Below are 25,293 nucleotides of genomic sequence, written 5' to 3'. Positions count from 1 at the left end.
GTGAAGAGCACACGCCCGGAGCCGCCCGGTCCGGCCGGCCCCGCCCCCGACCCCGTCCGTACGCCCTGGGAGCCCGCCATGCGGCAGGCCCTCGCCGAGGCCCAGCGGGCGGGACGCGGCGGCGACGTCCCGGTGGGCGCCGTCGTCCTCGACCCGGACGGCCGTCTGCTCTCCGCCGCCCACAACGAGCGTGAGGCGGACGGCGACCCGACGGCGCACGCCGAGATCCTCGCCCTGCGCCGGGCCGCAGCCCGGTCGGGCCGGTGGCGGCTGACCGACTGCACGCTGGTCGTGACCCTGGAGCCGTGCACGATGTGCGCGGGCGCCGCCGTCCAGTCCCGCGTCGACCGCGTGGTCTACGGCGCCCGCGACGAGAAGGCCGGTGCCGCGGGCTCCCTCTGGGACGTGGTCCGCGACCGCCGCCTCAACCACCGCCCCGAGGTGATCGAGGGCGTCCTCGCCGCCGACTGCGCCGCGCTCCTGACCGAGTTCTTCCGCGCCCGCTGACCCTCCGCACCCGGCACCGGGATACGGATTTCAGCCCACGGCCCCCGATGGTCTAAGCTCTCTCTCGGTAGCGTGTCCGAGCGGCCGAAGGAGCTCGCCTCGAAAGCGAGTGTGGCGCAAGTCACCGTGGGTTCAAATCCCACCGCTACCGCCTCTGAACCGCCCCCGACCTGCACGCCAGGCCGGGGGCGGTTCTTCGTGCGCCCGGCGCCCTACGCGGACGCGTCGGGGGCGGGCGTGGCGAGGATGCCGTTGACCAGGACGTCGAAGCCCCAGCGGAACCGCTCCTCGGGACTCCCCGCGACCAGCGCGGGCATGTGCGCGGAGATCGCCGGGTGGACGGCCTCGCTCGCGGCGCCCAACGCCTGGACGGTGGCGTTCCACTCGTCGGTGGCGGCGGGGTCCCGCTCCCGGGTCGCCTGCTCGGCGGCGGTGGCCGTCGCGCTCTGGAGCAGCGTGTCCACCCCCCAGGCCGCCTGTTCCCGTCCGGCCCCGCCGCGCGAGAGCAGCACCAGCACGCGCTCCACCAGCCGCAGGTAGTTCTCGCCGCTCGGCCGGGCGACCAGCGCGGAGCGCGCCAGCTGCGGATAGGCGAAGAGCACCAGCGTGTACGAGCGCAGCACCGCGCGCAGCTGCTCGCGCCAGTCCCCGTCCCCGCCCTCGTCGTCCCCCGACAGGTCCACGTCGCCCAGCAGGGCGTCCAGGACCGCCGCGTGCAGGGCCGCCGTGTTGGCCACGTAGACGTAGAGCGAGGCCGGGCCGGTGTCCAGCTCCTGGGCGAGGCGGCGCATCGTGACCTTCTCCAGCCCCTCCTCGCGCATGATCCCGAGGGCGGCCGCCACGATCCACTGCCGCGAAAGGGCGGGCTTGGCCGGGCGGTCCCGGCGGCTCGTCGGCTCTCTTCTGCTGGACATGGCCCGAGCGTAACGAACATGTTCGCCACGGCGGCCGGGCCGTCCCCGCCGGGTGAGGGTCGGAGGGGACGGCGACGGGGGAGGAGCCGCCCCCTCCGGCGGGAACGGGCCCGGTTGTCCACGCGTACGGAAACGACTCCCGTGTCGTGGACCCCGCAGTCCGGGCCCGTTCCGGCCCGGCGGTCTCCTGCCGGCCGCCGGGCACAGCTCCACGCTGCGCGTCCCGGAGCCGCCCGGACAGCGGAGAACGACCCCTTCCATGGGGCCGTTGGTCCCAGAACCTCACTCGCCGCACCCGCCGATGATCGGTTGATCGCGTTAAACTTCCGCGATCCGTCGCACAGACCACCAGTCGGGTGGCGGAACCGGGACGGCCGGCCGGGGCGTCCCCGGCACGGAGAGTCGGACGCCAGGGGAGGCGGCAGGGGTGGTGCACGCCAAGAAGGTCGCGCTGTACGTGGTGGTGGTCTTCGTGCTGTTCGTGATCATCAGCGATCCCAAGGTTGCGGCGAGCTACGTCGAGCTCGGGTTCGAGGGCATCTCCAACGCCGCGTCGGCGGTCGGCGACTTCATGACCTGGATCGCCAACGGCGGGAATTCCTGACCGGCCCCGTCCCCGGATGCCGCTCGCCCGGCATCACCCCCGAGTGGCGGCGGCCATCCGGAGGGAGTACGCCCGTCCCGGCCCCCGGACGCGGCACTGCGCGCGCTGCGCACCCCGGCGCGCACCCCCGTGCTCGTACACTCCGCACACGTCGCGCGCGCCCTTGCACGTTTGCCGCGATCGCGCCAACTTGCCCCTCAACACGGCTTTATGCGGTGCTTGCACACAGTGCGTCCGTCTTGTGATGCTATGACCGCTTTTGACGGATAGTGGACGATCAAGGGGTGGCGTTGCCCGTGCCGGCCAGAACCGCGCCTCACGCACCGCCCCAGGACGGTCCCGGCCCCGGCGGCGCGAACACCGTGCCCGGCGCCGGAGCCGCCCCGGGTGCCGAAACCGTGCCCGGCTCCGGGACGGGCTCGGGGCGGACGCAGCGCAGCGCGCCCTTCCGGCCGGGGCGCGCCTCCGACCCGGCGGCCCGCAAACGCGGGGCGGACACCCGCGCGCTCACCCAGCTCCTCTTCTCCCAGCTCAAGGAGGTGGAGCCGGGCACCGCCGAGCACGCCCGGGTCCGCAGCGCCCTCATCGAGGCCAACCTGCCCCTGGTCCGGTACGCCGCCGCCCGCTTCCGCAGCCGGAACGAGCCGATGGAGGACGTGGTCCAGGTCGGCACCATCGGCCTGATCAACGCCATCGACCGGTTCGACCCGGACCGGGGCGTGCAGTTCCCGACCTTCGCGATGCCGACCGTGGTCGGCGAGATCAAGCGGTACTTCCGGGACAACGTCCGCACCGTGCACGTACCGCGCCGGCTCCACGAGTTGTGGGTGCAGGTCACCAGCGCCACCGAGGACCTCACCACCGCGCACGGCCGCTCCCCGACCACGGCCGAGATCGCCGAGCGGCTGCGGATCAGCGAGGACGAGGTGCTCGCCTGCATCGAGGCCGGCCGCTCGTACCACGCGACCTCGCTGGAGGCGGCCCAGGAGGGCGACGGGCTCCCGGGCCTGCTCGACCGGCTCGGCTACGAGGACCCGGCGCTCGACGGCGTGGAACACCGCGACCTCGTCCGCCACCTGCTGGTCCAGCTCCCCGAGCGCGAGCAGCGCATCCTGCTGCTGCGCTACTACAGCAACCTGACGCAGTCCCAGATCAGCGCGGAGCTGGGCGTCTCGCAGATGCACGTCTCCCGTCTGCTGGCCCGGAGCTTCGCGCGGCTGAGATCCGCAAACAGAATCGATCCCTAACCGGAACGGGTTGACTCGATTCGCGGCCCGGGCTGCGCGAAAACCCCTCACACCCCCTGTTTACGGGGCCAACTCCCCCGTTTTTTGTCGACTTACCGCTACAGCGTGTTGCCGACATGTGACATTCTGCGGGAACGGCGTTTGCCGCAGGCTCACCGCCGGTATTCAGGTGGAGGCTGCGTTCCTCGACGAGGGCGTCGCCGCGACCGTCCGCGACCTCAAGGGGGTGGCATGTCCGCAGAACAGGGCAGCTCGAAGGTGCTCACGCTCAGCAAGAGTGCCCCCGGTGTGCTCGACCGTGCGGAATTCCCGCATGGCCTGCCGCCGGAGACGACCCGTCAGGAAGACGCGCTCCGGCCCACGGTCCCGGCGCAGGCCGGCCACCCGGCCGGGCCCCCCGGCGCCGCGGACACGGTCACGCCGCTCCCGGAGGCCGACGAGGCGGTCCCGGCCGACCTTCCCGAGCCCTCGGGCGCGCTCGACACGCGCACCCTCTCCCGCTCTCTCTTCCTGCGCCTGCGCGAGCTGGCGGCGGAGGACTCCGGCGGCCAGGACAGCCCCGAGCGGGCCTACGTCCGCGACACCCTCATCGAACTGAACCTCCCCCTCGTCCGGTACGCGGCGGCCCGCTTCCGCAGCCGGAACGAGCCGATGGAGGACATCGTCCAGGTCGGGACCATCGGCCTGATCAAGGCGATCGACCGGTTCGACTGCGAGCGCGGGGTGGAGTTCCCGACCTTCGCGATGCCGACGGTGATCGGCGAGATCAAGCGGTTCTTCCGGGACACCAGCTGGTCGGTGCGGGTCCCGCGCCGCCTCCAGGAGCTGCGGCTCGCGCTCACCAAGACCAGCGACGAGCTGGCCCAGAAGCTCGACCGCTCCCCGACCGTGCCCGAGCTGGCGCACGCGCTCGGCGTCTCGGAGGAGGACGTCGTCGACGGCCTCGCCGTGGGCAACGCCTACACCGCCTCCTCGCTCGACTCCCCGGCCCCCGAGGACGACGGCGGCGAGGGCTCCCTCGCGGACCGCCTGGGGTACGAGGACACGGCGCTGGAGGGCGTGGAGTACCGCGAGTCGCTCAAGCCCCTGCTGGCCAAGCTGCCGCCGCGCGAGCGCCGGATCATCATGCTCCGCTTCTTCGCCAACATGACCCAGTCGCAGATCGGCGAGGAGGTCGGCATCTCCCAGATGCACGTCTCCCGCCTCCTCACCCGCACCCTGGCCCAGCTCCGCGAGGGCCTGATCGCGGACTGACCGCCTCCACCCGGCCCCGGCGGCCGGGCGCACGCCCCGTCCCCGGGCGTACGCCCGGCCGCCTTCGCATGTGCGCACAGAAAGAAGCGCGCCCCTCGGGAAGAGGGACGCGCGTCTGCCGCTCGGGCTGCCGTGCCTACCAGAACCGCGACCAGCCGGCTTCGGGAACCAAAGGGGCGCGTCGTTGTCGAGACGCCCGTCGCGCGCAGGCCGCGAGGCGGTTGAGCACGTCGGGTGGCTCGACAACGACTCAGGCGTCCCGGCGGCGAGCGAAGCTCAAAAGATCACGAGAAGGCGAGCCAGGCGACTGCGGCGAGGATCGCCACGACGGCGATCACGCCGACGATCAGGCCGACCCGGGGGCCGGAGGACTGGGCGGCCTGCGTCTGCTGTCCGGCGGGGCCGGGCTCGTCGACGAAAGCGCGGAACATCTGCGTACTGCCGGCCGGGTCGTGACCCTGGGGACCCTGCGGCGACTGGGGGTTGTGTGCCATGGGCCAGGACACTAGCGAATCCGGGCCGCCTGCCCAACCCTCGGGCGATGTGGGCCGGTTCGCCCGGTCCGGCGGGCCCGCGCGCGAGGGCGTCGCGAGGGGGCTCCACACCGTGCGGAATCGCCTGTTCACCAGGCGCGTCCGGGGCCTTTGCCAAAGCGCCCCGGGCTTTGCATCCGCACCCCCAGACCTTTGCCGACTCTTTAGCGCGATTGCCCCAGTTTCGTTTGCCTGCGGCAACCATCCAGTTCTATCGTTGCCCTAAGCAACAAACAGGAGAGGCCGATGGCTGCTCAGTCCCAGTACGAGCAACTGGCCCGTCAGCTCAGCGCCATCGGAGCAGTGAAAAGAGGACTCGCCCGCGTCCTGCCGAACGACTGCCCGCCCGGTTCCATCGCGGTGCTCAACCTTCTCGACCTGCACGGCGAGATGCGGATGAGCCGGATGGCCGAGCTGCTGGCCGTCGACATGTCGGTCACCAGCCGCCATGTGGCACACGTGGCGGACCGCGGCTGGCTCGACCGGTCCCCGGACCCGTCGGACCGCCGGTCTCGAATCCTCCGTCTCACGCCCGAGGGCAAGCTCCTGCTGACCGAGCTGTCCGAGCGCTACGTCAGAGCGCTCGGCCACTACATGGAGAACTGGTCGGACGAGGAAGTCGACCAGCTCATCTCGCTCCTCGGCCGCCTGCGCGAGGACTTCGGTGACTGCCGCTCGATCCCGAGCCGGCTCACCGACGAGCCCGCGCCGGTGCCGAGCGACCAGCCGACCGCCCGTACCTCCCTCTAGGACGCGCGGGCGGCGGGCCGGTCCGGCCGCACCCGCGGTGGGGACCGGCCCGCCGTCCGTGTCCGTCCGGACGGGGGACGTACATCCGCGCACGATGTAAGAGAAGGATTTTCATGGCAACAACCACGCCGGAAGGTGTGCGGGGCAGCCATGCCGCCAAGCACGGCGGCGCCGCCGCGGCGTCTGCCGGTGCGCCCATGTCGCACCGGCAGATCATGGAGGCGCTCTCCGGGCTGCTGCTCGGCATGTTCGCCGCGATCATCTCGTCGACGATCGTCTCCAACGCCCTGCCCAAGATCATCGGAGACCTGGGAGGCGGGCAGAGCGCCTACACCTGGGTCGTCACCGCCTCGCTGCTGACCATGACGGCCTCCACGCCGCTCTGGGGCAAGCTCGCGGACCTCTACAACAAGAAGGCCCTGGTCCAGATAGCCCTGGTCATCTTCGCGATCGGCTCGATCGTCGCGGGGCTGTCGCAGGACCCGGCCATGCTCATCGCCTGCCGGGCGGTCCAGGGCATCGGCGCGGGCGGTCTCGCCGCGCTGGCCCAGATCATCATGGCCGCCATGATCGCCCCGCGTGAGCGCGGCCGGTACAGCGGCTACCTCGGCGCCACCTTCGCGGTGGCCACCGTCGGCGGCCCGCTGCTCGGCGGCGTCATCACCGACACCTCGTGGCTCGGCTGGCGCTGGTGCTTCTACGTGGGCGTGCCCTTCGCCCTGATCGCCCTGGTCGTGCTCCAGAAGACCCTGAAGCTGCCCGTGGTCAAGCGGGACGTGAAGGTCGACTGGCTGGGCGCGTTCTTCGTCGTCGCCGCGGTCTGCCTGCTGCTGGTCTGGGTGACCTTCGCCGGTGACAAGTACGACTGGATGTCGTGGCAGACCGGTGTCATGGTCGGCGGCTCGATCGTGCTGGCGCTGATCTTCATCCTGGTGGAGTCGAAGGCCTCCGAGCCGATCATGCCGCTGCGGCTCTTCCGCAACCGCACGATCACCCTGGCCTCGCTGGCCTCGCTCTTCGTCGGTATCGCGATGTTCTCCGGCACCGTCTTCTTCAGCCAGTACTTCCAGCTGGCGCGCGGCGAGTCGCCGACGATGTCCGGTGTCATGACGATCCCGATGATCGCGGGCATCTTCGTCTCCTCCACCGCCTCCGGCATCATCATCACCAAGAACGGCCGCTGGAAGGCGTGGCTGGTCTCCGGCGCGGTGCTGCTCACCGCGGGCCTCGGCCTGCTGGGCTCCATCCGCTACGACACCCCGTACTGGCACATCGCGCTCTTCATGGCGCTGATGGGTCTGGGCGTCGGCATGATGATGCAGAACCTGGTGCTCTGCACCCAGAACCAGGTGGCCCCCTCGGACCTCGGCTCGGCCAGCTCCGTCGTCACCTTCTTCCGCTCGCTCGGCGGTGCGGTCGGTGTCTCGGCGCTCGGCGCCGTCATGGCCACCAAGATCTCCGACTACGTGACCGAGGGCCTCACCGCGCTCGGCCCGAAGGCCGCCGCGGCGGCCCAGCAGGGCGGCGGCTCCAGCGGTGGCTTCCCCGACCTGGACGCCATGCCGGCCCCGATCCGGACCGTCTTCGAGTCGGCCTACGGCCACGGTGTCGCGGACGTCTTCCTGATCGGCGCCCCGATCGCGGCCCTCGCCCTGATCGCCGCGATCTTCATCAAGGAGGTCCCGCTGCGGACCCAGGGCGCCCTGGCCCAGACCGAGAGCGAGGGCGGGCAGACCGCTCCGGTCCCGGCTCCGGCCGAGGCCCGCGTCCCGGCCGCCGCCACCGCGGAGACCACCGCGCTCGGCACGGCCGCCGGCCAGGCCCAGGCGTTCGAGACGGCCCCGCCCGCCTCGAACGGCATCTCCGTCCACGGCACCGTCCGGGGCGCGGAGGAGGCGCCGGTGGTCCACGCCACCGTCACGCTGATCTCGCTCGGCGGCCGCCAGCTCGGCCGCGCGGTCGCCCAGGGCGACGGCTCCTACGCGCTGGACGCCCCCGAGCCCGGCAGCTACGTGCTGATCGCCTCGGCCGACGGCTTCCAGCCGCAGGCCAGCACCGTGGTGGTGGGCGAGCAGCCGCTCGGCTACGACATCCTGCTCAGCGGGACCAGCGGGCTGACCGGCACGGTCCGTGCCGAGGACGGCGGCCCGGTCGGCGGAGCCATGGTGATCGTCACCGACGTGCGCGGCGACGTACTGGCCACCGGTGCCAGTGACGAGGCCGGCGCCTTCACCTTCACCGAGCTGGTGCCCGGCCCGGTCACGATCACGGTCAACGCCGAGGGCCACCGCCCTGCGGCGCTCCCGGTCGAGATCGGCGCCACCGGCGTCACCCACGTCGAGGTCGCCCTGCACACCGGCGCCCGCGTCCAGGGCGTCGTCCGGGCCGCCGGCGGTCCGCTGGCCGGGGTGCGCGTCACCCTGGTCGACGCCGCGGGCAACGTCGTCGCCTCCCGCACCACCGCCGAGGACGGGGCCTACGGCTTCGCCGACCTCGACGGCGGCGAGTACACCGTGATCGCGACCGGCTACCCGCCGGTGGCCACCGCGGTCACCCTCAGCGGGCCCGGCACCGACGGGCACGACATCGAACTCGCCCACCCCGGCGAGTGACCCGCCCGCGCCCGGCGCCCTCCCCGTGAGCGGCGCCGGGCGCGGCCACAGGCCACGGGTCCGGCGGGCGTCCCCAGCGGAGGCGCCGGGCGGAACCCGTGGAAGGGCCCCGGACAACGTGGCGGACCGGCAGGGGACGGCCGGTCCGCCCTCGTCCGGGGCCCGTCGTCGCTCTACCAGGACCGGCCCACGGACCACGGCGCGGTTCCACCCGTAAGGGTCGCCTCGGGGCGAATGGGGTGCCGGCGGCAAACCGTTTCGGTACGGAGGAGTCGTACGGGAGCGACAGGCGGGCCCCTCACCCGGGCGGGAGCCGGGCGGGGTGCCGGGGGCGGCCGGGGGGTGACACGCTGCGGGGGCGGCGGCGACGGGGCGGACACGGGGGCGCGCGGGCGGCGGGGCCGTCGGCGCACAGACTTCCCGCCGGGCGGCCGCCGGGCCACGGGCCCGGGCGGCACAGGGCGGACACGGACATCGGGCGGCCGGCGCCGAGAGCGGCGGCCGCGCACACCGAGAACAGCGGAACTGCGCAAGGAGAGAGACCGGATGGGACTCACCGCACGGATTCGGACCCGCGACGGATGGGCAGTGCCCCACGCCGTCGTCACCGTCACGGACATGACCGGACGCCAGGTCGTCCGTGCCGACGCCGACACGGACGGCCTGGTCGAGGAGGCGGCCGAGCTGACCCCCGGCCCGTACACGGTCATCGTCACGGCGGTCGGCTACGGCCCCTCGGCCTCCACCGCGCTGGTCGGCGCGGGCGGCAGGGCCGACGCGGGCACCATCGTGCTCACCCGGCAGGGCGGCACCGAGCTGCCCGCGCCCGGCACCTGGACGGTCGACCCGGCCCACTCGACGGTCGGCGCGGTCGCCCAGCACCTGGGGATCTCCAGCGTGCGCGGCCGGTTCACCGACTTCACCGCCCGGGTCGAGATCGGCGGGGAGGACGGCTGGTCCAAGTCCCGCGTGGAGGCGGTCATCCAGGCCGCCTCGATCGACACCGGCAACCAGATGCGCGACGGCCACCTGAAGTCCCCGGACTTCCTCGACGTGGTCAACTACCCGCAGATCACCTACCTCAGCTCCGGCATCGAGGTCGCGGGCGAGGACCGCTGGACCGTCCACGGCGACCTGCGCATGCACGGCGTCTCCCGCCCGGTCGACCTCGACCTGCGCTACCTCGGCACCGGCTCCGACCCCTGGGGCGGCACCCGCGCCGCCTTCACCGCCACCGCCGAACTGCGCCGCGAGGACTTCGCGATGAACTACAACCAGGTCATCCAGGCGGGGATCTCGGCGATCGGCACGAAGCTCCGGGTGGAGATGGACATCCAGGCCGTGCAGGGGGACACCCTGCCGGGCTGAGATCACGGCTCGCCCTCGATCCGGGTGCCGGTCAAAGATGGCCTCAAGCGCCGGCCGGGCTGATCCTTGCCGCTCCGGGCGTCGCACGCTCAGGCGGCAGAGCCCCGCGTAGGGTGCGGCCATGTCTCCCTCCATCGCCACCAACACCCGGGTCGACCGTGCCGAACTGCTGGACTTCGTCCGGCCCCGGCACCGGGCCCTCCTGCTCACCGCCCGTGCCGACGGCTCCCCGCAGGCGTCTCCCCTGACCTGCGGGGTCGACGGCGAGGGCCGGATCGTCGTCTCGACCTACCCGGAGCGCGCCAAGACCCGCAACGCCCAGCGGAATCCGAAGGTCAGCGTGGTCGTGCTGAGCGACGAGTGGAACGGCCCCTGGGTCCAGATCGACGGCACCGCCGAGGTGATCGACGCCCCGGACTCGGTCGAGCCGCTCGTCGAGTACTTCCGGGTGATCTCCGGGGAGCACCCGGACTGGGACGAGTACCGCGCCGCCATGCTGAAGCAGGGCAAGTCCCTGATCCGGATCACCCCGGAGCGCTGGGGCCCGGTCGCCACCGGCGGCTTCCCGGCCCGGCTGGCCTGAGGCCCGGCAGGCGGGGTCCGCCGGGCGCGGGCCCCGTCACTCCTCCCGCGCCACCATCGCCTCGATCCCGGCGACCAGCAGGTCGAGGGCGGTGGCGAAGTCCCGCTCGCGCATCTCCTCCACGGTGTGCCCGCCGCGCTCGGCCCGCAGCCGGCCCGGCTCGGTGAAGTCGCCCTCCAGGCCCGGGTGCCGGCGGATCGAGCCCATCGCGTGGCGGAAGTAGGCGTCCTGCGTCATCCCCGCTTCCCGCGACCGTTCGACGTAGTGGCCCTCGGCGGTGCCGAAGCCGTAGACGAACTGCGAGACCGCCTCCATCGCTCCCTGCTGCCGCTCCGGCCCGAGGCCGGTCCGGGCCAGCACGCGGCGCAGCCGGCGCGCGAACGCCATCGAGTGCGGCCCGATGTTGAGGTACGTGCCCGCCAGCGCCGACGCCCAGGGGTGGCGGACGAGGAGGGCGCGGTACCCGGCGGACAGGGCGCGCAACTCCGCGCGCCAGTCGTCCGCCTCGTCCTCCCTGCCCGTGCCCGCCAATTCGGCGAAGGCCGCGTCGAGGGCGAGTTCCAGCAGGTCGTCCTTGGTGTCGACGTACCAGTACAGGGACATCGCGGTGACGCCCATCTCGCCCGCGAGGCGCCGCATCGAGAACTTGGCCAGCCCCTCGGCGTCCAGCAGCCGCACCGACGCCTCGGTGATCCGTTCCCGGTCGAGCCCGTTCCGGGCAGCGGACCTGGCCGGTTTCGCCGGCTCCTCGGCGGCGGCCAGCCAGATGCTGGGCCGGGGCGGCGACGGCTCCTCGGGCACGCCGGTTCCGGCGGCGGGTTCGCCGGTGGCGGGACGGCTGGGCTCACGCTCCACGGGAGGCTGCCTCCTCGGACTTCTCGGACTTCTCGGCGGGGACGGGCTCCGGCTCGGCTCCGCGCTCGGCGCGGCTCAGCAGGTACGCGGCGAGCAGGCCGCCGGTGAGGACGGCGGCGGCGCCGACGAACTGGCTGGTGGACAGGCCCGTCGAGAAGGATTCGGTGACCCGCTCCCGCGCCTCGCCGGAGTCGGCGGCCGCCATCGCCGCCGGGAACGACCCGGCCGCGCCGGCCCCGAGCAGGGCCGCGAACCGGGAGTTGAGCACGGCACCGAGGACCGCCACCCCGAGGCCGTTGCCGAACTCGGCGAGGGTGCCGTTGATCCCGGCGCCGACGCCGGCCTTCTCCTTCGGGATGGAGCTCATGATCGCCAGTGCCATGGCCGGGTTGGCGATGGCGCAGCCCACCCCGATGAAGAGCAGACCCGCCAGCACCCCGGCGTACCCGTCCGAGGCGAACAGGGCGATCGAGGTCACGCCGACGGCCAGCATCGACACGCCGACGCCGATCGCGGCCGGGGTGCCGAGCCGCTTGGTCCAGCGGGCCGAGATTCCGGAGAAGTTGAGGACGACGACGGTCAGCGCGAGCGGGGCCGTCCGCAGACCCGCCTCCAACGGACCGTAGCCGAGGACGAATTGCAGGTGCTGGGTGAGGAGGAAGAGCGAGCCGCCCATGCCGAAGGTGATGAGCACCGCGCCCGCGACGGCGCCGGTGAACCGCTTGTCGCGGAAGAAGGACATGTCGAGCATCGGATGCGGAACGCGCAGTTCCCACAGGACGAACCCGCTCAGCACGGCGAGGCCGAGCCCCGCCCCCGCCAGCACGGTCGACGAGCTCCAGCCGTGCTCGGGGCCGGAGATGATCGCGTAGACCAGCGAGGTCATGCCGACGGTGGAGAGCAGCGCGCCGACGAGGTCGGGCCGGTCGCCGCGCGGGTTCTTCGACTCCGGGACCAGCGCCACCACGGCGACGACCCCGATCAGCACGACCGGCACGTTGATGAGGAAGATCGAGCCCCACCAGAAGTGGTTGAGCAGTACCCCGCCGATCAGCGGGCCGGCGGCGAACCCGAGCGCGTTGACCGCCGCCCAGATGCCGATCGCCCGCGCCTGCTCGTGCGGGGCGAAGATCTGCATGGCGACCGCGAGGGTGGTGGTCAGCAGCAGCGCACCGCCCACCCCCATCCCGGCGCGGGCCGCGATGAGCTGCGCGGAGGTGGTGGCGAGCCCCGCCGCCACCGACCCGATCCCGAAGAGCACCAGGCCGGTCAGCAGCATCTTGCGGCGCCCGTACCGGTCGGCGGCGTTGCCCGCGGTGAGCAGCAGCCCCGACTGGACCAGCGCGTACGCGTTGATCATCCACTGGATGTCGGAGGTGGAGGCGGCCAGTTCGCGGGTGAGCGAGGGGATGGCCACGGTCAGCACGGTGTTGTCGAGCAGCACCACCAGTTCGGCCAGGCAGATCACCCCCAGGATCAGCCAGCGCTGGGGGTGCCCCTGACCCTCGGGCGTCGGGTCGGGGGCGGGCGCGGGGGCCGGGCTCTCGGCGGCTGCCGTCATCCGGGGGCTCCTGGGTCGGGGGCGGTCGGGCTCACTTATACACCGTAAAGCTCGCCTTCTACGGTGTAAAACCCCTGCCTCCCCGGTACCTTTCCCGGGCTCACCGTTCACCCGGAAAAGAGGCAATCATGCGTATCCACCTGGCTTTGAGACGCCATGCCGTACCCCTCCTTCTGGCCATCGGGCTGGTCCTGACCGCCTCGGCCGCCGCCCATCCGGCCACCCCGCGCCCCGTCCCCCTCCGCGTCGCCACGTACAACATCCACGCGGGCGCCGGCGAGGACGAGGTCTTCGACCTGGACCGGCAGGTACGGGCGCTGCGCTCGCTCGACGCCGACGTCATCGGCCTCCAGGAGGTGGACGTGCACTGGGGCGAGCGCAGCCAATGGCGCGATCTCGCCCGCGAACTGGCCCACCGGCTGGGAATGCACGTCGCTTTCGCGCCGATCTACAGCCTCGACCCCGAGCCCGCCGCCTCCGGCCCCACGCCCCCGCGCCGCGAGTTCGGCGTCGCCGTCCTCTCCCGCCACCCCGTGCTCCGCGTCCGCAACCACGAGATCACCCGGCTCTCCACCCAGGGCGAGAACCCGCTCCCCGAACCGGCCCCCGGCTTCCTCCAGGCCACCGTCGCCGTCCGCGGCCTCCCCCTCGACGTCTACGCCACCCACCTCGACTACCGCCCCGACCCCGCCGTCCGCGCCGCCCAGGTCGCCGACATGCTCCGCGTGATGGACCGCCCCTGCCCGGGCCGCTGCCCCGCCCACCTCCTCCTCGGCGATTTCAACGCCCGCCCCGACGCCCCCGAACTCGCCCCGCTCTGGACCACCTTGCGCGACGCCGACCCGGGCGCCCCCACCTTCCCCGCCTCCGCCCCCGACCGCCGCATCGACTACGTCGCCACCGGCGCGGGTATCACCGTCCGCAGCTCCTGGACCGCCCCCACCGGCATCGCCTCCGACCACCTCCCCGTCGTCGCCGACCTCCACCTCACCCGCCGCTGACCAGGGGCGGCGGGCCCTGACGCGCATCCGCCCCCGGGTCCGCCGCCTTCAGCACGTACCCCGCGCCCCGCCGCGTGTGAATCACCGGCACCCCGCTACCCGCCCCCACGTCGATCTTCCGCCGCAGGTACGAGATGTAGAGCTCCACCAGGTTCCCGCGCGCCCCGGCGCCCGCGCCCCAGACCCGCTCCAGGATCTGCGCCTTGCTCAGCACACGGCGCGGGTTGCGCATGAGGTACCGCAGCAGCTCGAACTCGGTCGCGGTGAGCCGCACCGGCACCCCGCCCCGCGTCACCTCCCGCGCCTCCTCGTCCATCGCCAGATCACCCACGACCAGGAGCGGCGCCCGCTCCCCGGCCGACTCCACCAGCGCCCGCACCCGCGCGACCGCCCGCGCCGCGTCCCCGCTCACGAAGAGCACCGGCACCTCGGGCACCACCTCCTCCAGCCGCGCGAGCCGCCCCCGCAGATCCGCCGGAAGCCCGTGCAGCACGACGACATCGGGCCGGAACTCCCGTGCCACGGCCACGAACTCCGCTCCCGCGCTCACCACACACCACCCTTCGCCCCGCAACGCCGCCCCGAGCACCCGCCCGTCACCACCCCCGGCAACCAGCAACACCCGCACGGCCTCCGTCGCCGCCAGGGGCTCCCGCCGCGCCGCCGTGATCTGCTCCGTACCCAACGTCAGGCTCATGGGCGCCAGCGTGGCCGGGGGGCGTGAGAGGCCACTGAGTGGAACCTATGATTCCGCTGAGAATCGGGGAGGTGGGTCGGCCGCGGGTCGCGCCGTGGCCAGCTGGGGGGAAGGGCCGAATCGCCCTCGTGCGGGTCGCCGTTGGGGGGCAGGGCGCCCGGGCCCACCTCAGAGCAGCCCAACCACACCAGCCGCCCTCCACGAACAGCCCGCCCGCACGGACCACCCCTCAGAACAACCCGCCCTGCCGATGCGCCGGCTCCACCGCCCTCACCTCCACCCCGTCGGTGTCCGCCCCCTCCCCCGCCGCGTCCAACTGCCACCCGGCCATGAGCCTCGTGTCGACCACCAGCACGGCCCGCCGGCTCCCCTCCCGCGCCAGATGCAGATCGGGCCCGGCCGCCCCCACCAACCGCCCGGCCACGACAGCCCCGTCCCGCAACCCGCCCACCAGCGCCCCGGCCCCGCCCCACTCGGCCTCCGCCAGCCGGAACACCCCACCGTGGTCCACCACCGCGAACTCCGCCCGCTCCAGCGCCTCCGGCCACCCGGCCAGCCCCACCGCCCGCCCGTGCCACTCGGCCAGCTCCGCCGCCCGCACCCCGGCCGGCGGCAACTCCGCCCGCACCGCCCGCTTCCGCGCGTACGGCACCCGGTCGGGCACCCCCAACGCCGACCGCAGCAACTCCTCCGCCCGCCGCGCCGCCATCAACGGCCCCCGCCCGAGCCAGGTGAACGCCACCGCACCCTGTTCCAACAGGCGCGCCGGCCCCCGGTCCTCCCGCGTGATCCCCACCTTCACCATCCCCGGCCCGAACCACGCCAGATACACGGCATACGCCCGCGGATCATCGGCCATCGTGTCCGCCGCCACCGACCGCGCCCGGTCCAGCCGCGCACACTCCTCACACTGCGCCCGCGTACTCCCGGCCCCCACCTCGGCCCGCTCCGGACAGACGGTCCGCCGCCCACCCCGCCACACCCCGAGACACCGCCGCACCCCACGCACCCGAAACCCCAGCCCTTCCCCGACCCTCAGCTCACTCCCCCGCTCCCCACGCCCCTCGGCCCACCACCCGAGCACAGGCCGCTCCTCCCGCCACGCCATCCCGGTGCACCACCACACGGACCCCACACCGTCACCCCGCCACGGGCTCGGCGGCCACCAGGTACCCGCGGAACGTGGCACCCGGCCGCTCCGCCGCCCAGCCATCGGCCCTTTCGACCGAAACGAGTTCGGTGCTGCCCGGCACGGGGTACCCGACGCCGTCCCCAGCAACCTCGTACCGGCAGTGCACCTCCACGACCGCCTCGGCCTTCACCCGGATCGAAGCACCCTCTTCCCCCGCCCCACCGTGGCGCTCCTCCCGGAAATCAATATCAGCCGCCCGCCCGGCCCCAACGACATCCGCGTCATCCTCGGCATCGGCCTCCACCACCTGCCACTCGACGACATCCCCCGGCCGAAAGCTCTCCCCACAGCGCTGCGTCTGCCGGCCATCGAGCCAGATCGTCACGGTCATACGGCCATTGTCCGCCGTGCTACTAACAACGCGAGAGGCCCCCAGGATCTCTCCTGGGGGCCTCTCGCCTGCTGTGCACTCGGCAGGATTCGAACCTGCAACCTTCTGATCCGTAGTCAGATGCTCTATCCGTTAAGCTACGAGTGCTTGTGCTTCCCGGGGTTTTTTTCGCCCCGGTCGGCGTTGCGTGGACAACATTACCCCACCTGCGGCGTGAGGCGAAATCCGATTAGCCCACCCCCTTTGACCTGCGGAAACATCCAGACGGGTGGGGGTGGGGTGCCGGGCGCCACGGGCCCGGGCGGCGGTTTCGGGGCGCCGGCGCGGGGCGCGGGCGGGGATTCCGCTTCCGTCCGTCGCCGGAAGGCAAGCCTCGCGGCGCGGCTCTTCCCGGCGGACACGACGAAGCCCCGACCGCTGGGCGATCGGGGCTTCGGTGAGGCGGAGGCGGAGGGATTTGAACCCTCGATGGGGGGTAAACCCCAAACCGCATTAGCAGTGCGGCGCCATAGACCGGACTAGGCGACGCCTCCAGCACACCCTCGCGTGGCGAAGGTGCGTCCAGATGATGACACAGCCAGGTGGCCCGTCACCAATCGCCACCCAAGGTACTAGGCGTGATGCCCGCAGGGCAAAGCATTCTTGGCGCGGTGTGGAAGCGGAACGTCGGCGGCCGTGGGGCGTTAGGCAGGGCGCCGGAGTGCCCGGCGATCTGTACCGGACGACCTGGAGCCCCCTTGCTGCGCCGCACCGCTCTCGCCCTCGCCGCCTCAGCCGCCGCCCTGCTGGGTGCCGTCCCGCTCGCCGCGCAGGCGCACTCCGGGCCCGGCGGCCCCGTACTGCCGTCGGTCGGGGTGCCGGGACTCGGCGCGGGGCCCGGTTTCGGTGCGGGGCAGGACCGGCTGACGGTGAGCGTGCGGGACGCGGGGGCGGGGGACGGGACGTTCGTCCTGCGGTGCCGACCCGCCGGGGGAGACCACCCGGACGTGCAGGGCGCGTGCGGGCGGCTGGCGGAGCTGGCGGCGGGAGGACAGGACCCGTTCGCACCGGTGCCGAGGGACGCCATGTGCACCATGCAGCACGGCGGGGACGCGACGGCGCGCGTCGAAGGGACCTGGCGGGGGCGGGCCGTGGACGCCTCGTTCGCGCGTACCGACGGCTGCCGGATCGCGCGATGGGACCGGCTCGTCCCCGTCCTGCCTTCGACCGGATCATGACGCGACCCGCGCACAAGGCACACACCTCCTCCGTGCGACCTCCCTCTCATCCGGCACCCGGGGACCGGTCTGCCCGTAGACTCCCTCCCGTGACAGGCTGCGGACCCGGGGGCAGGATGACCCGAGAGGTCGGCAAACCGCAGTGATCAGGGAGGAACCGTCGTCGTGAGCAGCAGGCCATCACGAGGCGCTGCTCGCCTCGCAGCAATACTCGACGCGCTCCCCGACGCCCTGGTGCTCGTCAACTGCAACGGCACGGTCGTCAACGCCAACACCATCGCCCTGGAGCGCCTGGAGGCACCCGGTACGGCGCTGGTCGGGCGCGGACTGCTCGACCTGCTCCCGGAGTTCGACTCGCGGCTGATCCCCGGATCGATGCGCCGCCCGGACACCATCGACGAGCAGGGCCGCACCAGGCCGACGCGGATGACGGCCCGGCGTACCGACGGCGCCGAGTTCCCCGTCGAGGTGACCAGCGCGAGCCTCGCCGAGGGGCGGGAACCCGGCTGGGGCGCCCCCTCGCAGTTCGGCGCCGGGGCGGCGGACCAGCGGTACACCGGCGACGAACTGCTGATGATCGTGGTCCGGGACCTCTCCGGAGCGGTCGACACCGAGGCGGAGCTGGCCCGTTCGCAGCGGCAGACCGAGATGATCCTGCGGGCGGCGGCCGAGGGCGTCGTCGGCACCGACACCGACGGGCGCGTCGTCCTGGTCAACCCGGCGGCGGCGCAGATCCTCGGCTTCCGCGCCGGGGACCTGGGCGGCCGGGAGTTCCACACGCTGGTCCTGCACTCGCGGGCCGACGGGGAGCCCTTCCCGTACGCCGAGTCGCCGCTCGCCGACACGCTGCGCTCCGGGCGCAAGCACCGGGTGCGGGGGCAGGTGCTGTGGGCCAAGGACGGCTCGCCGGTGCCCGTCGACCTCACCACCGCGCCCGTCCGCGACGGGGACCAGCTGGTCGGCGCCGTCGTCACCTTCACCGACCGGCGCGCCCACGAGGCGCTCGTCGCCGAGCACGCCGAGGAGCTGGCCGCCGCCGAGAAGCGCTACGAGGAGCTGGCCGAGCGCGAACAGCGGCGGTACGAGGAGCTGGAGACCTCCTCGACCGAGAAGTACGAGAAGCTGGAGCGCACCTCCCGCGAGCGGTACGAGGACCTGGAACGCACCTCCACCGAGAAGTACCAGGAGCTGGAGCGCGCCTCCCGCGAGCGGTACGAGACGCTGGAGCGCGAGTCCACCGAGCGGTACGAGGCGCTGGCGGAGCGGGAGAAGGAGCGGTACGCGGCCCTCGGCGAGCGGGAGAAGGACCGCTACGAGGCGCTCGCCGCCCGCCACGACCAGTTGGTCGCGGTGCTCTCCGAGTCCCTGCGCGGCCCCCTCGACCACCTGCGGAGCGAACTGGGTTCGCTCGCCGCCGACCCGGCGGGACAGCTCTGGCCCGAGGCCAACCAGATCCTGCACCACCTCTCCGCCGGCTACGCGCGGATGACGACCCTCGTCGACAACGTCCTCGGCTACCAGCGGCTCGACGCCGGTCAGGACAGCCTGGACCGCAAGAAGGTGCTGCTCGACGAGGTCATCGCGGCCGGCGTCGAGGGCGCCGTCGAGCTGATCGGCCCGGGCCGGGCCCAGTTCGCCGTGCACGCCCCGTCCATCGAGGCGGAGATCGACCCGCACCGCTTCGCCACGGCGCTGGCCCACCTCATCGCCGACGTGGCCGGCATCGACGCCACCGGCAACGCCCGGCAGACCCCGCAGGCCATGGCGGGCGGGTACATCGACTCCACGGTCGTCGTCGCGGCGGCCCTGCGCGGCAACGCGGTACGCATCGAGGTGCGCGGCCCGTTCGCGGGCGGCGACCCGGTGCACGAGCCGCTGGTACGCGGCATCGTCCGGGCCCACGGCGGCGTCCTCCAGACCCACGCCATGCCCGGCATGAGCGGCAGCGCCTACGTCCTCGACATCCCGCTCGGCGAGGGCGCCGGGGCGGTCCAGGCCCCGCCGCAGGCCGAACTGCCCGCCGGTGCGACGCCCGAGCAGGCACCCGAGGGCACCGCCCCGGAGGCCGAGTCCGAGCGGCCGCACGGGCGGCGGCGCCGGCGTGCCGCGCCGCGCTCCTCCGTCGACTCCTTCCTCGGCACCTCCACCGACGGCACTCCGGCCGCGCCTGAGCCCGCCCCCGCGGTTGCCCCCACCGGGCGCCGCCGTGGCCGCCGGGCGGCCGACGAGACGCCGGTCGAGGCCGTACTGGCCGGGCAGGAGGGCGGCGAGACCCCGGCCGCGGGCAGCGCGGTCGCCCTGCCCGCGCCCACCGGCGCGGCCGAGGGCGGCACCGGGCGCAGGCGCCGCCGCGCCGCCGCGCCCCAGGACGCGAACGTCCCGACCTCCGAGGGCGCGGTGACCACCGCGGCCGAGCACGCCGCCGGCACCGCGGCCTCCGCCAGCGCCCTGGGCGGCACGGTGCCTCCGCAGGGGGTGCCCCCGACCGGGCTCCGCGCCACCCAGCCCGCGCTGCCGCCCGCCGGTTCCACCGGCCCCGGCGCGGCCGTCGTCATCGCCCCGGGGGTCCGCCCCGGGCTCGGCGCCGCCGTGCCGCGCCCCGCACAGGCCCCCGACGACCAGCAGGACCGCTCCGTCCAGCGCCCCGCGCCCCCCGCCATGCCCGCGCTGCCGCCGGCCGGAGCCCCCGTGCCCGCCCAGCCGACACCGCCCGGCACCCCGAACGCCCCGGCGGCGCCCGCCCCTCCGGCCCCCACGGTGGGCACCCCGGGCGAGACGGTCCAGGCGATGTCCTCCGGGCAGCCGAACACCGCGCCCGCCCCCGGCCAGACAGCCCCCCAGGCGGCCCCTGCCCCCGTGGCCCCGCACTTCGCGCCGCCCTCCGGCCCGACCGCCGCCTCCACCGGCACCGCGGTCCCCGTGCAGCCGACCCCGCAGCCAGCCGCCCCGAACCCGGCCACGGCGCCCGTCCCGGCTCCGGGCCCGGTTCCCGTCCCGCCGGTCACGGCCGCCCCCGGTGTCCCGGTACCGCCCGGCCCGGCAGCCCCCGGCGCCGCCGCGAGCCCCGCAACTCCGCCGCCCGCACCCGCTGTTCCGGCCCCGTCCGCCGAGACGCAGGCCCCGGCGGCCAGCCCCGCGACCCCGGACCGGTCCGCCGGCACGACCGCGCAGGGTGCGGCCGTCACCGGCATGCCTCCGGCGCCGGGGTTCCCGCAGCCGGCCACCCCGCAGGCTCCGGTCCCGCCCGGCTTCCCGGCGGGTGCGGCCCAGACCGGGCAGCCCGCGCCCCAGCCGTCCGCTGCCGGCCCGTTGACGCCGCCGTTCGCCGTCGGCCAGCCGCTCCAGGTCCCCGCGCCGGGCTCGCCGGTGCCGCCGGCCACGCCCGCGGCAGGGCAGGCGGCACCGGCTCCCGGCGCCGTCCCCGACCCGGACCCGACGGCCGTGCGGCCGCAGCACCCGCTCGCCCCGCCGCAGCTCCCCGCCGCGCCGCAGGGCGGACCCGCCTCCTCCGTGCCGCTCCCGCCCATGACGGGCACGCCCGCGGCCCCGGGGGCGCCGGCCGCTCCGGCGCCGGGCACCCCGGCCGCGCCCGTGGAGCAGCAGACCCCGCCCGCCGGGCTCCCGGCCCAGCAGGCCGTGGCGCAGCCGGACGTGCCCGATCAGCAGTCTGTCGTTCCGCCGGGCCAGGTTCCGCCGGGCGCCGCGTACCCGGCCGCTCCCGTGACTCAGCAGCCGCAGCCCACGCAGGCGTTGCCCGGTCAGCAGGCGGCAGGACCCCGGCGGGCGCGCCGTGCCCTCGCCGACGGACCCGGGCAGGTGCCGGGCGAGGGGGCGGAGGCCGGGACCGGCCTGGCCCTTCCTTCGGCGGAGGACGCTCACGGGCCGGCGGGTCACCCCGCGCTCGACCACACCCCGCCCCAGGCGCACCCGCTGCCGACCGCTTCGGCTCCGCTGCCGGAGGCGACGCCGGCCGGGGGGACGCCGGTCTCCCCGCCCGCGGCCGACGGCTGGGCCGTGCCCACGGCGGCGACCGGCTCCGTGCCCCTGCCCGAGGCGGCTCCTCCTGCGGAGGTGCAGGAGCCGACGGCCGGACCGCAGACGGGGAACGTGCCCGGGCTCCAGGCAGGGCCTGAGGCGGTTTCACGTGAAACATCGCCCGTCGTCCCCACTGGGGGCGAGGCGCCCGTTTCACGTGAAACATCCGACGAGGCTCCGGTCGCCCCTGTTTCACGTGAAACATCGACCGACCACCCGGCTGCTCCTGTTTCACGTGAAACCTCCGCTGCCGCCCCGGCCCCGACTCCGGCACCGCAGCCGCAGCGCGTGGCCCAGCCGCTCCCGGCCGAGTCCGCCGAAGAGCAGGCCGCCTCCGCGCAGAACCGGGCGTTCAGCGTGCGCACCCTCGGCCAGGGAGTGCCCTTCGCGGCCCCCGGCCGACCGGCCGAGCCGCAGCGCCGCCCCCTGAACAACCCTGCCCAGCCGCCGCAGAACCCGCCGCCTCCGGCCCCGGCCCCGGCCGGCCGCCGACGGAAGCTGGGGACGCCCCCGGCAGCGGAGGAGGCCGCGACGCCTCCCGCACCGCAGCAGTCCGCCCCGCAGGCGCCGCCGCAGCAGCCAACTCCCGTGCCCGGCGCGCCCGTACCGGCGGCGGCCCCCGCGCCGGACGCCGACGGCTATCCCGCGCAGGGCCGGTCGTACGCGATAGGCGCGCCCGACGAGGGGGCCGAGGGGCCGGAGCCGCTGGACGGGCCCAACGGCGCCGTCGAGGTGGCCAACCAGCCGCAGCCCCAGCCGCAGGACGCCGAGCTGCCGCCCGAGCCGCTCGACAACCCCCGGCGTCTGCTGGTCTGGCCGGCGCCCGACGTCTCCACCCAGCAGGCGCTCAGCGACCGTGGGTACCGTCCGGTGATCGTGCACTCCCGGGAGGAGGTGGACGCGCAGATCGCCGCCTTCCCGGCCGCGCTCTTCGTGGACCCGCTGACCGGGCCGATCACCCGGACCGCCCTCCAGTCGCTGCGCCAGGCCGCGGTGGCCGCCGAGGTCCCGGTCCTGGTGACCGCCGGGCTGGGGCAGGCGACGCGTGAGGCGGCGTACGGTGCCGATCCGGCGGTGCTCCTCAAGGCGCTGGCCGCGCGCGACAGTGAGCAGCACCCCTCGCGGGTCCTGCTGATCGAGGAGCGCGAGGAGATCGCGGTGGCGCTGACGGCAGCGCTGGAGCGCCGGGGCATGCAGGTCGCCCGGGCCACCACCGACACCGACGCGGTCAACCTGGCCACCCAGATGCACCCCAACCTCGTGGTGATGGACCTGATGCAGGTCCGCCGCCGCCGGGCCGGGGTGGTGGACTGGCTGCGGGCCAACGGGCGGCTCAACCACACGCCGCTGGTCGTCTACACGGCCGCCGGGATCGACCCGGCGGAGCTGCCGAGGCTCGCCTCCGGGGAGACCGTCCTCTTCCTGGCCGAGCGGTCGACCACCGACGACGTCCAGGCCCGGATCGTCGACCTGCTGGCGAAGATCGGCACCAACTGAGCCAGGGGCAAGGCAGCGAGAAGGGGCGGTGTCCGCGGACACCGCCCCTTCTTCCGTACCGGCCGGGCTACAGGGTCGTGACGTCCAGCCCGCCCTCGGCGTACTGGCGGCGCAGGACCTTCTTGTCGAACTTGCCGACGCTGGTCTTCGGGACCGACTCGATGACCGTCCACCGCTCGGGCAGCTGCCACTTGGCGACGGAGCCGGCGAGGAACTCGCGCAGCTCGGTGAAGCCGGTGGTGGCGCCCTCCTTGAGGACGACCGTGGCCAGCGGGCGCTCGCCCCACTTGTCGTCGGGGACCGCGACGACGGCGGCCTCGGCGACGTCGGGGTGGGACATCAGCGCGTTCTCCAGTTCGACGCTGGAGATCCACTCGCCGCCGGACTTGATCACGTCCTTGGCGCGGTCGGTGAGGGTGAGGAAGCCGTCGGGGGTGATGACGCCGACGTCCCCGGTCTTCAGCCAGCCGTCGGCGCTGAACTTGTCCTCGGGGCGGAGCGGCTCGCCGTCCGCGCCCCCGTAGTAGGCGCCGGCGATCCACGGCCCGCGGACCTCCAGCTCACCGGCGGAGGTGCCGTCCCAGGGCAGGTACTCGCCACCGGGTCCGGCCAGCCGGGCCTCGACGCCCGAGGGGAAGCGGCCCTGCGTGAGGCGGTAGCCCATCTCATCCTCGGTGCCGACCGCGTGGGCCGGCGGCCGGGCGATGGTGCCGAGCGGCGAGGTCTCCGTCATGCCCCAGGCGTGGCAGACACGCATGCCGAGCCGGTCGAACTCCGCCATCAGCGAGGGCGGGCAGGCCGAGCCGCCGATGGTGACCTGGGTCAGCGAGGAGACGTCGCGGGGCTTGGCGGTCAGTTCGGCGGCGAGCCCCTGCCAGATGGTGGGGACGGCGGCGGCGTGGGTGGGCCGTTCGGTCTCGATCATCTCGGCGAGCGGGCCGGGCTGGAGGAAGCGGTCGGGCATCAGCATGTTGACGCCGGTCATCAGCGTGGCGTGCGGCAGGCCCCAGGCGTTCACGTGGAACTGGGGGACCACCACGAGGCTGGTGTCCGCGTCGGTCAGCCCCATCGACTGGCTCATGTTGACCTGCATGGAGTGCAGGTAGATAGAGCGGTGGGAGTAGACGACGCCCTTGGGGTCGCCGGTGGTGCCGGAGGTGTAACACATGGCGGCGGCGGCCCGCTCGTCCAGTTCCGGCCAGTCGTAGCGCGTGGCGCGGCCGGCGAGCAACTCCTCGTACTCGTGGACGCGGGGAGCCACGCCCGCCAGCAGGGAGCGGTCGCCCGGGCCGGAGACGACGACGTGCTCGACGGTGGGCAGATGCGGCAGGAGCGGGGCGAGCAGCGGCAGCAGGGAGCCGTTGACGATGATCACCTTGTCGGCGGCGTGGCCGACGATCCAGGCCAGCTGCTCGGCGGGCAGCCGCAGGTTGAGCGTGTGCAGGACCGACCCCATGCACGGGATGGCGAAGTACGCCTCGACGTGCTCGGCGTTGTTCCACATCAGGGTGGCGACCCGGTCGTCCGGCCGGACACCCAGCTTGTCCTTGAGGGCGTGGGCGAGCTGTGCGGACCGCTCGCCGATCTCACGGTAGGAGCGGCGCTGCGGCTCGGCCTCTCCCGTCCATGTCGTGACCTGCGAGTTTCCGTGGATCGTCATGCCGTGCATGAGAATCCTGGTCACGGTCAGCGGTACGTCCTGCATGGTGCTCAGCACGGCGTCCTCCCGGGGGCGCTACGCGGCAGTAGGTTTGGCCTGATTCTCAGCCCATACCGCTTGGTATGTCACTAGTCCGGGGGTCTTGAAATCAGAGCGAAGGGTGCTGTACAGGGCAGCCGAGGACGAGGGCGACGTGTCGACCGGTACCGGGTGGCTCCGGGCCCCCCGGGGCCCGCCTTCAGCGGGCGGCGGTCAGCTCCGGGTCGGTGCGCAGCTTGCCGAGCGCGCGGGAGACGGCGCTCTTGACGGTCCCCACCGAGACCCCGAGGATCGCGGCCGTCTGGGCCTCGCTGAGGTCCTCGTAGTACCGCAGGACGACCATGGCGCGCTGGCGGGCCGGGAGTTTCATGATCGCGCGCCACATGGCGTCGCGCAGGCTCTGTGCCTCCGCCGGGTCGACGCCCGGCAGCACCTCGGGTTCGGGCAGCTCCTCGCAGGCGTACTCGTCGACCTTGCGCTTGCGCCACTGCGAGGTCCGCGTGTTGACCAAGGCGCGGCGCACGTACCCGTCGAGCGCCCGGTGGTCCTCGATGCGCGGCCAGGCCACGTACGTCTTGGCCAGGGCGGTCTGGAGGAGGTCCTCCGCGTCGTTCGGGTTGGGCGTCAGCGAACGGGCGGTCCGCAGCAGCACGGGCTGGCGGGCCTCGACGTAGGAGGCGAAGGACGGGTAGCGCGCCGGGGAGGCGCCGCCCGCCGTCGACGTGCCGGTGCGGACGGACACCTGGGTCACTGTCATGGCTCCACGCTAGGAGCGCGGCCCCGGCGGCGGATCGCCCACAGGTCGCGAAGCCCCGTCCCCCTGTGGGTGTAGGACG

At 74.0% G+C, this 25,293-nt stretch carries 20 protein-coding genes and 3 tRNA genes; 12 read left to right on the top strand and 11 right to left on the bottom strand.

Features of this window, described 5'->3' with window-relative positions; all coding sequences use genetic code 11:
* Positions 1–507 carry a tRNA adenosine(34) deaminase TadA gene (gene tadA, locus OIM89_RS15605; RefSeq protein WP_008409112.1) on the top strand — a complete coding sequence of 169 codons (507 nt, stop codon included), beginning with the start codon at positions 1–3 and terminating at the stop codon, positions 505–507.
* Between the two features lie 66 nt (positions 508–573).
* Positions 574–658, top strand: a tRNA-Ser gene (locus OIM89_RS15600).
* A gap of 61 nt (positions 659–719) precedes the next feature.
* Here OIM89_RS15600 and OIM89_RS15595 read toward each other — a convergent pair.
* Complete coding sequence (locus OIM89_RS15595) at positions 720–1,421, bottom strand: TetR/AcrR family transcriptional regulator (RefSeq protein ID WP_047466456.1); 702 nt, start codon at positions 1,419–1,421, stop codon at positions 720–722.
* Positions 1,422–1,848: 427 nt separating this feature from the next.
* On the opposite strand from OIM89_RS15595, the gene OIM89_RS15590 reads away from it, so the two are divergent.
* The 3 genes from OIM89_RS15590 (at position 1,849) to OIM89_RS15580 (ending at position 4,526) form a co-directional block, all read left to right on the top strand.
* A complete protein-coding gene (locus OIM89_RS15590; RefSeq protein WP_030699743.1) occupies positions 1,849–2,025 on the top strand; it encodes a hypothetical protein in 177 nt (58 codons plus the stop codon).
* A gap of 362 nt (positions 2,026–2,387) precedes the next feature.
* A complete protein-coding gene (locus OIM89_RS15585; protein ID WP_030699744.1) occupies positions 2,388–3,272 on the top strand; it encodes an RNA polymerase sigma factor SigF in 885 nt (294 codons plus the stop codon).
* 231 nt (positions 3,273–3,503) lie between these two features.
* Positions 3,504–4,526: an RNA polymerase sigma factor SigF gene (locus OIM89_RS15580; protein WP_030699745.1), complete on the top strand. Its 1,023-nt coding sequence runs from the start codon at positions 3,504–3,506 to the stop codon at positions 4,524–4,526.
* Positions 4,527–4,810: 284 nt separating this feature from the next.
* On the opposite strand, the gene OIM89_RS15575 is transcribed toward OIM89_RS15580, so the two are convergent.
* Entirely contained in the window at positions 4,811–5,020 is a 210-nt protein-coding gene (locus OIM89_RS15575; RefSeq protein WP_030699746.1) for a hypothetical protein, read from the bottom strand.
* Positions 5,021–5,305: 285 nt separating this feature from the next.
* Between OIM89_RS15575 and OIM89_RS15570 the strand changes: the two genes are divergently transcribed.
* From OIM89_RS15570 to OIM89_RS15555, 4 genes are all read left to right on the top strand, one after another.
* Positions 5,306–5,809, top strand: a complete 504-nt coding sequence (locus OIM89_RS15570; RefSeq protein ID WP_030699747.1) for a MarR family winged helix-turn-helix transcriptional regulator — start codon at positions 5,306–5,308, stop codon at positions 5,807–5,809.
* A gap of 113 nt (positions 5,810–5,922) precedes the next feature.
* Entirely contained in the window at positions 5,923–8,421 is a 2,499-nt protein-coding gene (locus OIM89_RS15565; protein ID WP_264491364.1) for an MFS transporter, read from the top strand.
* 546 nt (positions 8,422–8,967) lie between these two features.
* Positions 8,968–9,789 (top strand): YceI family protein, encoded by an 822-nt coding sequence (locus OIM89_RS15560; RefSeq protein ID WP_047466452.1) that lies wholly within the window; start codon positions 8,968–8,970, stop codon positions 9,787–9,789.
* Positions 9,790–9,910: 121 nt separating this feature from the next.
* Positions 9,911–10,372 (top strand): PPOX class F420-dependent oxidoreductase, encoded by a 462-nt coding sequence (locus OIM89_RS15555; protein ID WP_008409107.1) that lies wholly within the window; start codon positions 9,911–9,913, stop codon positions 10,370–10,372.
* 36 nt (positions 10,373–10,408) lie between these two features.
* Here the strand turns inward: OIM89_RS15555 and OIM89_RS15550 are convergent, their stop codons facing one another.
* Both OIM89_RS15550 and OIM89_RS15545 read right to left on the bottom strand, forming a co-directional pair.
* Entirely contained in the window at positions 10,409–11,227 is an 819-nt protein-coding gene (locus OIM89_RS15550; protein ID WP_030699750.1) for a TetR/AcrR family transcriptional regulator, read from the bottom strand.
* A complete protein-coding gene (locus tag OIM89_RS15545) occupies positions 11,217–12,788 on the bottom strand; it encodes an MFS transporter (protein WP_264491363.1) in 1,572 nt (523 codons plus the stop codon). The genes OIM89_RS15550 and OIM89_RS15545 overlap by 11 nt, the downstream gene beginning before the upstream one ends.
* Before the next feature lie 128 nt (positions 12,789–12,916).
* On the opposite strand from OIM89_RS15545, the gene OIM89_RS15540 reads away from it, so the two are divergent.
* Entirely contained in the window at positions 12,917–13,789 is an 873-nt protein-coding gene (locus OIM89_RS15540) for an endonuclease/exonuclease/phosphatase family protein (protein ID WP_151168887.1), read from the top strand.
* Here the strand turns inward: OIM89_RS15540 and OIM89_RS15535 are convergent.
* The 5 genes from OIM89_RS15535 to OIM89_RS15515 form a co-directional block, all read right to left on the bottom strand.
* Positions 13,776–14,486 carry a winged-helix domain-containing protein gene (locus OIM89_RS15535; protein ID WP_030699753.1) on the bottom strand — a complete coding sequence of 237 codons (711 nt, stop codon included), beginning with the start codon at positions 14,484–14,486 and terminating at the stop codon, positions 13,776–13,778. The two genes, OIM89_RS15540 and OIM89_RS15535, sit on opposite strands and share 14 nt — an antisense overlap.
* A gap of 229 nt (positions 14,487–14,715) precedes the next feature.
* Positions 14,716–15,594, bottom strand: coding sequence for a DUF2797 domain-containing protein (locus OIM89_RS15530; RefSeq protein ID WP_257381184.1), 879 nt, complete (start codon positions 15,592–15,594; stop codon positions 14,716–14,718).
* Positions 15,595–15,625: 31 nt separating this feature from the next.
* A complete protein-coding gene (locus tag OIM89_RS15525; protein WP_264491362.1) occupies positions 15,626–16,009 on the bottom strand; it encodes a DUF6578 domain-containing protein in 384 nt (127 codons plus the stop codon).
* 74 nt (positions 16,010–16,083) lie between these two features.
* Positions 16,084–16,156: transfer RNA gene (locus OIM89_RS15520), tRNA-Arg, on the bottom strand.
* 295 nt (positions 16,157–16,451) lie between these two features.
* Positions 16,452–16,542: transfer RNA gene (locus tag OIM89_RS15515), tRNA-Ser, on the bottom strand.
* A gap of 204 nt (positions 16,543–16,746) precedes the next feature.
* On the opposite strand from OIM89_RS15515, the gene OIM89_RS15510 reads away from it, so the two are divergent.
* The gene (locus tag OIM89_RS15510; protein ID WP_257381183.1) at positions 16,747–17,226 is read left to right on the top strand and encodes a subtilase-type protease inhibitor; all 480 of its coding nucleotides are present in this window, start codon (positions 16,747–16,749) and stop codon (positions 17,224–17,226) included.
* Positions 17,227–17,391: 165 nt separating this feature from the next.
* The gene (locus OIM89_RS15505) at positions 17,392–22,758 is read left to right on the top strand and encodes a PAS domain-containing protein (protein ID WP_264491361.1); all 5,367 of its coding nucleotides are present in this window, start codon (positions 17,392–17,394) and stop codon (positions 22,756–22,758) included.
* A gap of 67 nt (positions 22,759–22,825) precedes the next feature.
* Here OIM89_RS15505 and OIM89_RS15500 read toward each other — a convergent pair whose 3' ends face one another.
* A complete protein-coding gene (locus tag OIM89_RS15500) occupies positions 22,826–24,475 on the bottom strand; it encodes a long-chain fatty acid--CoA ligase (RefSeq protein WP_264491360.1) in 1,650 nt (549 codons plus the stop codon).
* A 181-nt stretch (positions 24,476–24,656) separates the two neighbouring features.
* Positions 24,657–25,214 (bottom strand): SigE family RNA polymerase sigma factor, encoded by a 558-nt coding sequence (locus OIM89_RS15495; protein WP_030699760.1) that lies wholly within the window; start codon positions 25,212–25,214, stop codon positions 24,657–24,659.
* Between the last annotated feature and the right edge of the window lie 79 nt (positions 25,215–25,293).

The organism is Streptomyces sp. BI87 (genome assembly GCF_025957665.1).
Classification (GTDB): domain Bacteria; phylum Actinomycetota; class Actinomycetes; order Streptomycetales; family Streptomycetaceae; genus Streptomyces; species Streptomyces albidoflavus.
Note: the sequence above shows the minus strand (reverse complement) of the source record. Positions and strands in the feature narration are given on the sequence as shown.

Excerpts from the sequence above, each read along its gene's own strand:
- OIM89_RS15595 (WP_047466456.1), bottom strand. The coding sequence starts at position 1,421 with ATGTCCAGCAGAAGAGAGCCGACGAGCCGCCGGGACCGCCCGGCCAAG.
- OIM89_RS15580 (WP_030699745.1), top strand. The coding sequence starts at position 3,504 with ATGTCCGCAGAACAGGGCAGCTCGAAGGTGCTCACGCTCAGCAAGAGT.
- OIM89_RS15575 (WP_030699746.1), bottom strand. The coding sequence starts at position 5,020 with ATGGCACACAACCCCCAGTCGCCGCAGGGTCCCCAGGGTCACGACCCG.
- OIM89_RS15570 (WP_030699747.1), top strand. The coding sequence starts at position 5,306 with ATGGCTGCTCAGTCCCAGTACGAGCAACTGGCCCGTCAGCTCAGCGCC.
- OIM89_RS15565 (WP_264491364.1), top strand. The coding sequence starts at position 5,923 with ATGGCAACAACCACGCCGGAAGGTGTGCGGGGCAGCCATGCCGCCAAG.
- OIM89_RS15560 (WP_047466452.1), top strand. The coding sequence starts at position 8,968 with ATGGGACTCACCGCACGGATTCGGACCCGCGACGGATGGGCAGTGCCC.
- OIM89_RS15555 (WP_008409107.1), top strand. The coding sequence starts at position 9,911 with ATGTCTCCCTCCATCGCCACCAACACCCGGGTCGACCGTGCCGAACTG.
- OIM89_RS15545 (WP_264491363.1), bottom strand. The coding sequence starts at position 12,788 with ATGACGGCAGCCGCCGAGAGCCCGGCCCCCGCGCCCGCCCCCGACCCG.
- OIM89_RS15540 (WP_151168887.1), top strand. The coding sequence starts at position 12,917 with ATGCGTATCCACCTGGCTTTGAGACGCCATGCCGTACCCCTCCTTCTG.
- OIM89_RS15535 (WP_030699753.1), bottom strand. The coding sequence starts at position 14,486 with ATGAGCCTGACGTTGGGTACGGAGCAGATCACGGCGGCGCGGCGGGAG.
- OIM89_RS15530 (WP_257381184.1), bottom strand. The coding sequence starts at position 15,594 with ATGGCGTGGCGGGAGGAGCGGCCTGTGCTCGGGTGGTGGGCCGAGGGG.
- OIM89_RS15525 (WP_264491362.1), bottom strand. The coding sequence starts at position 16,009 with ATGACCGTGACGATCTGGCTCGATGGCCGGCAGACGCAGCGCTGTGGG.
- OIM89_RS15495 (WP_030699760.1), bottom strand. The coding sequence starts at position 25,214 with ATGACAGTGACCCAGGTGTCCGTCCGCACCGGCACGTCGACGGCGGGC.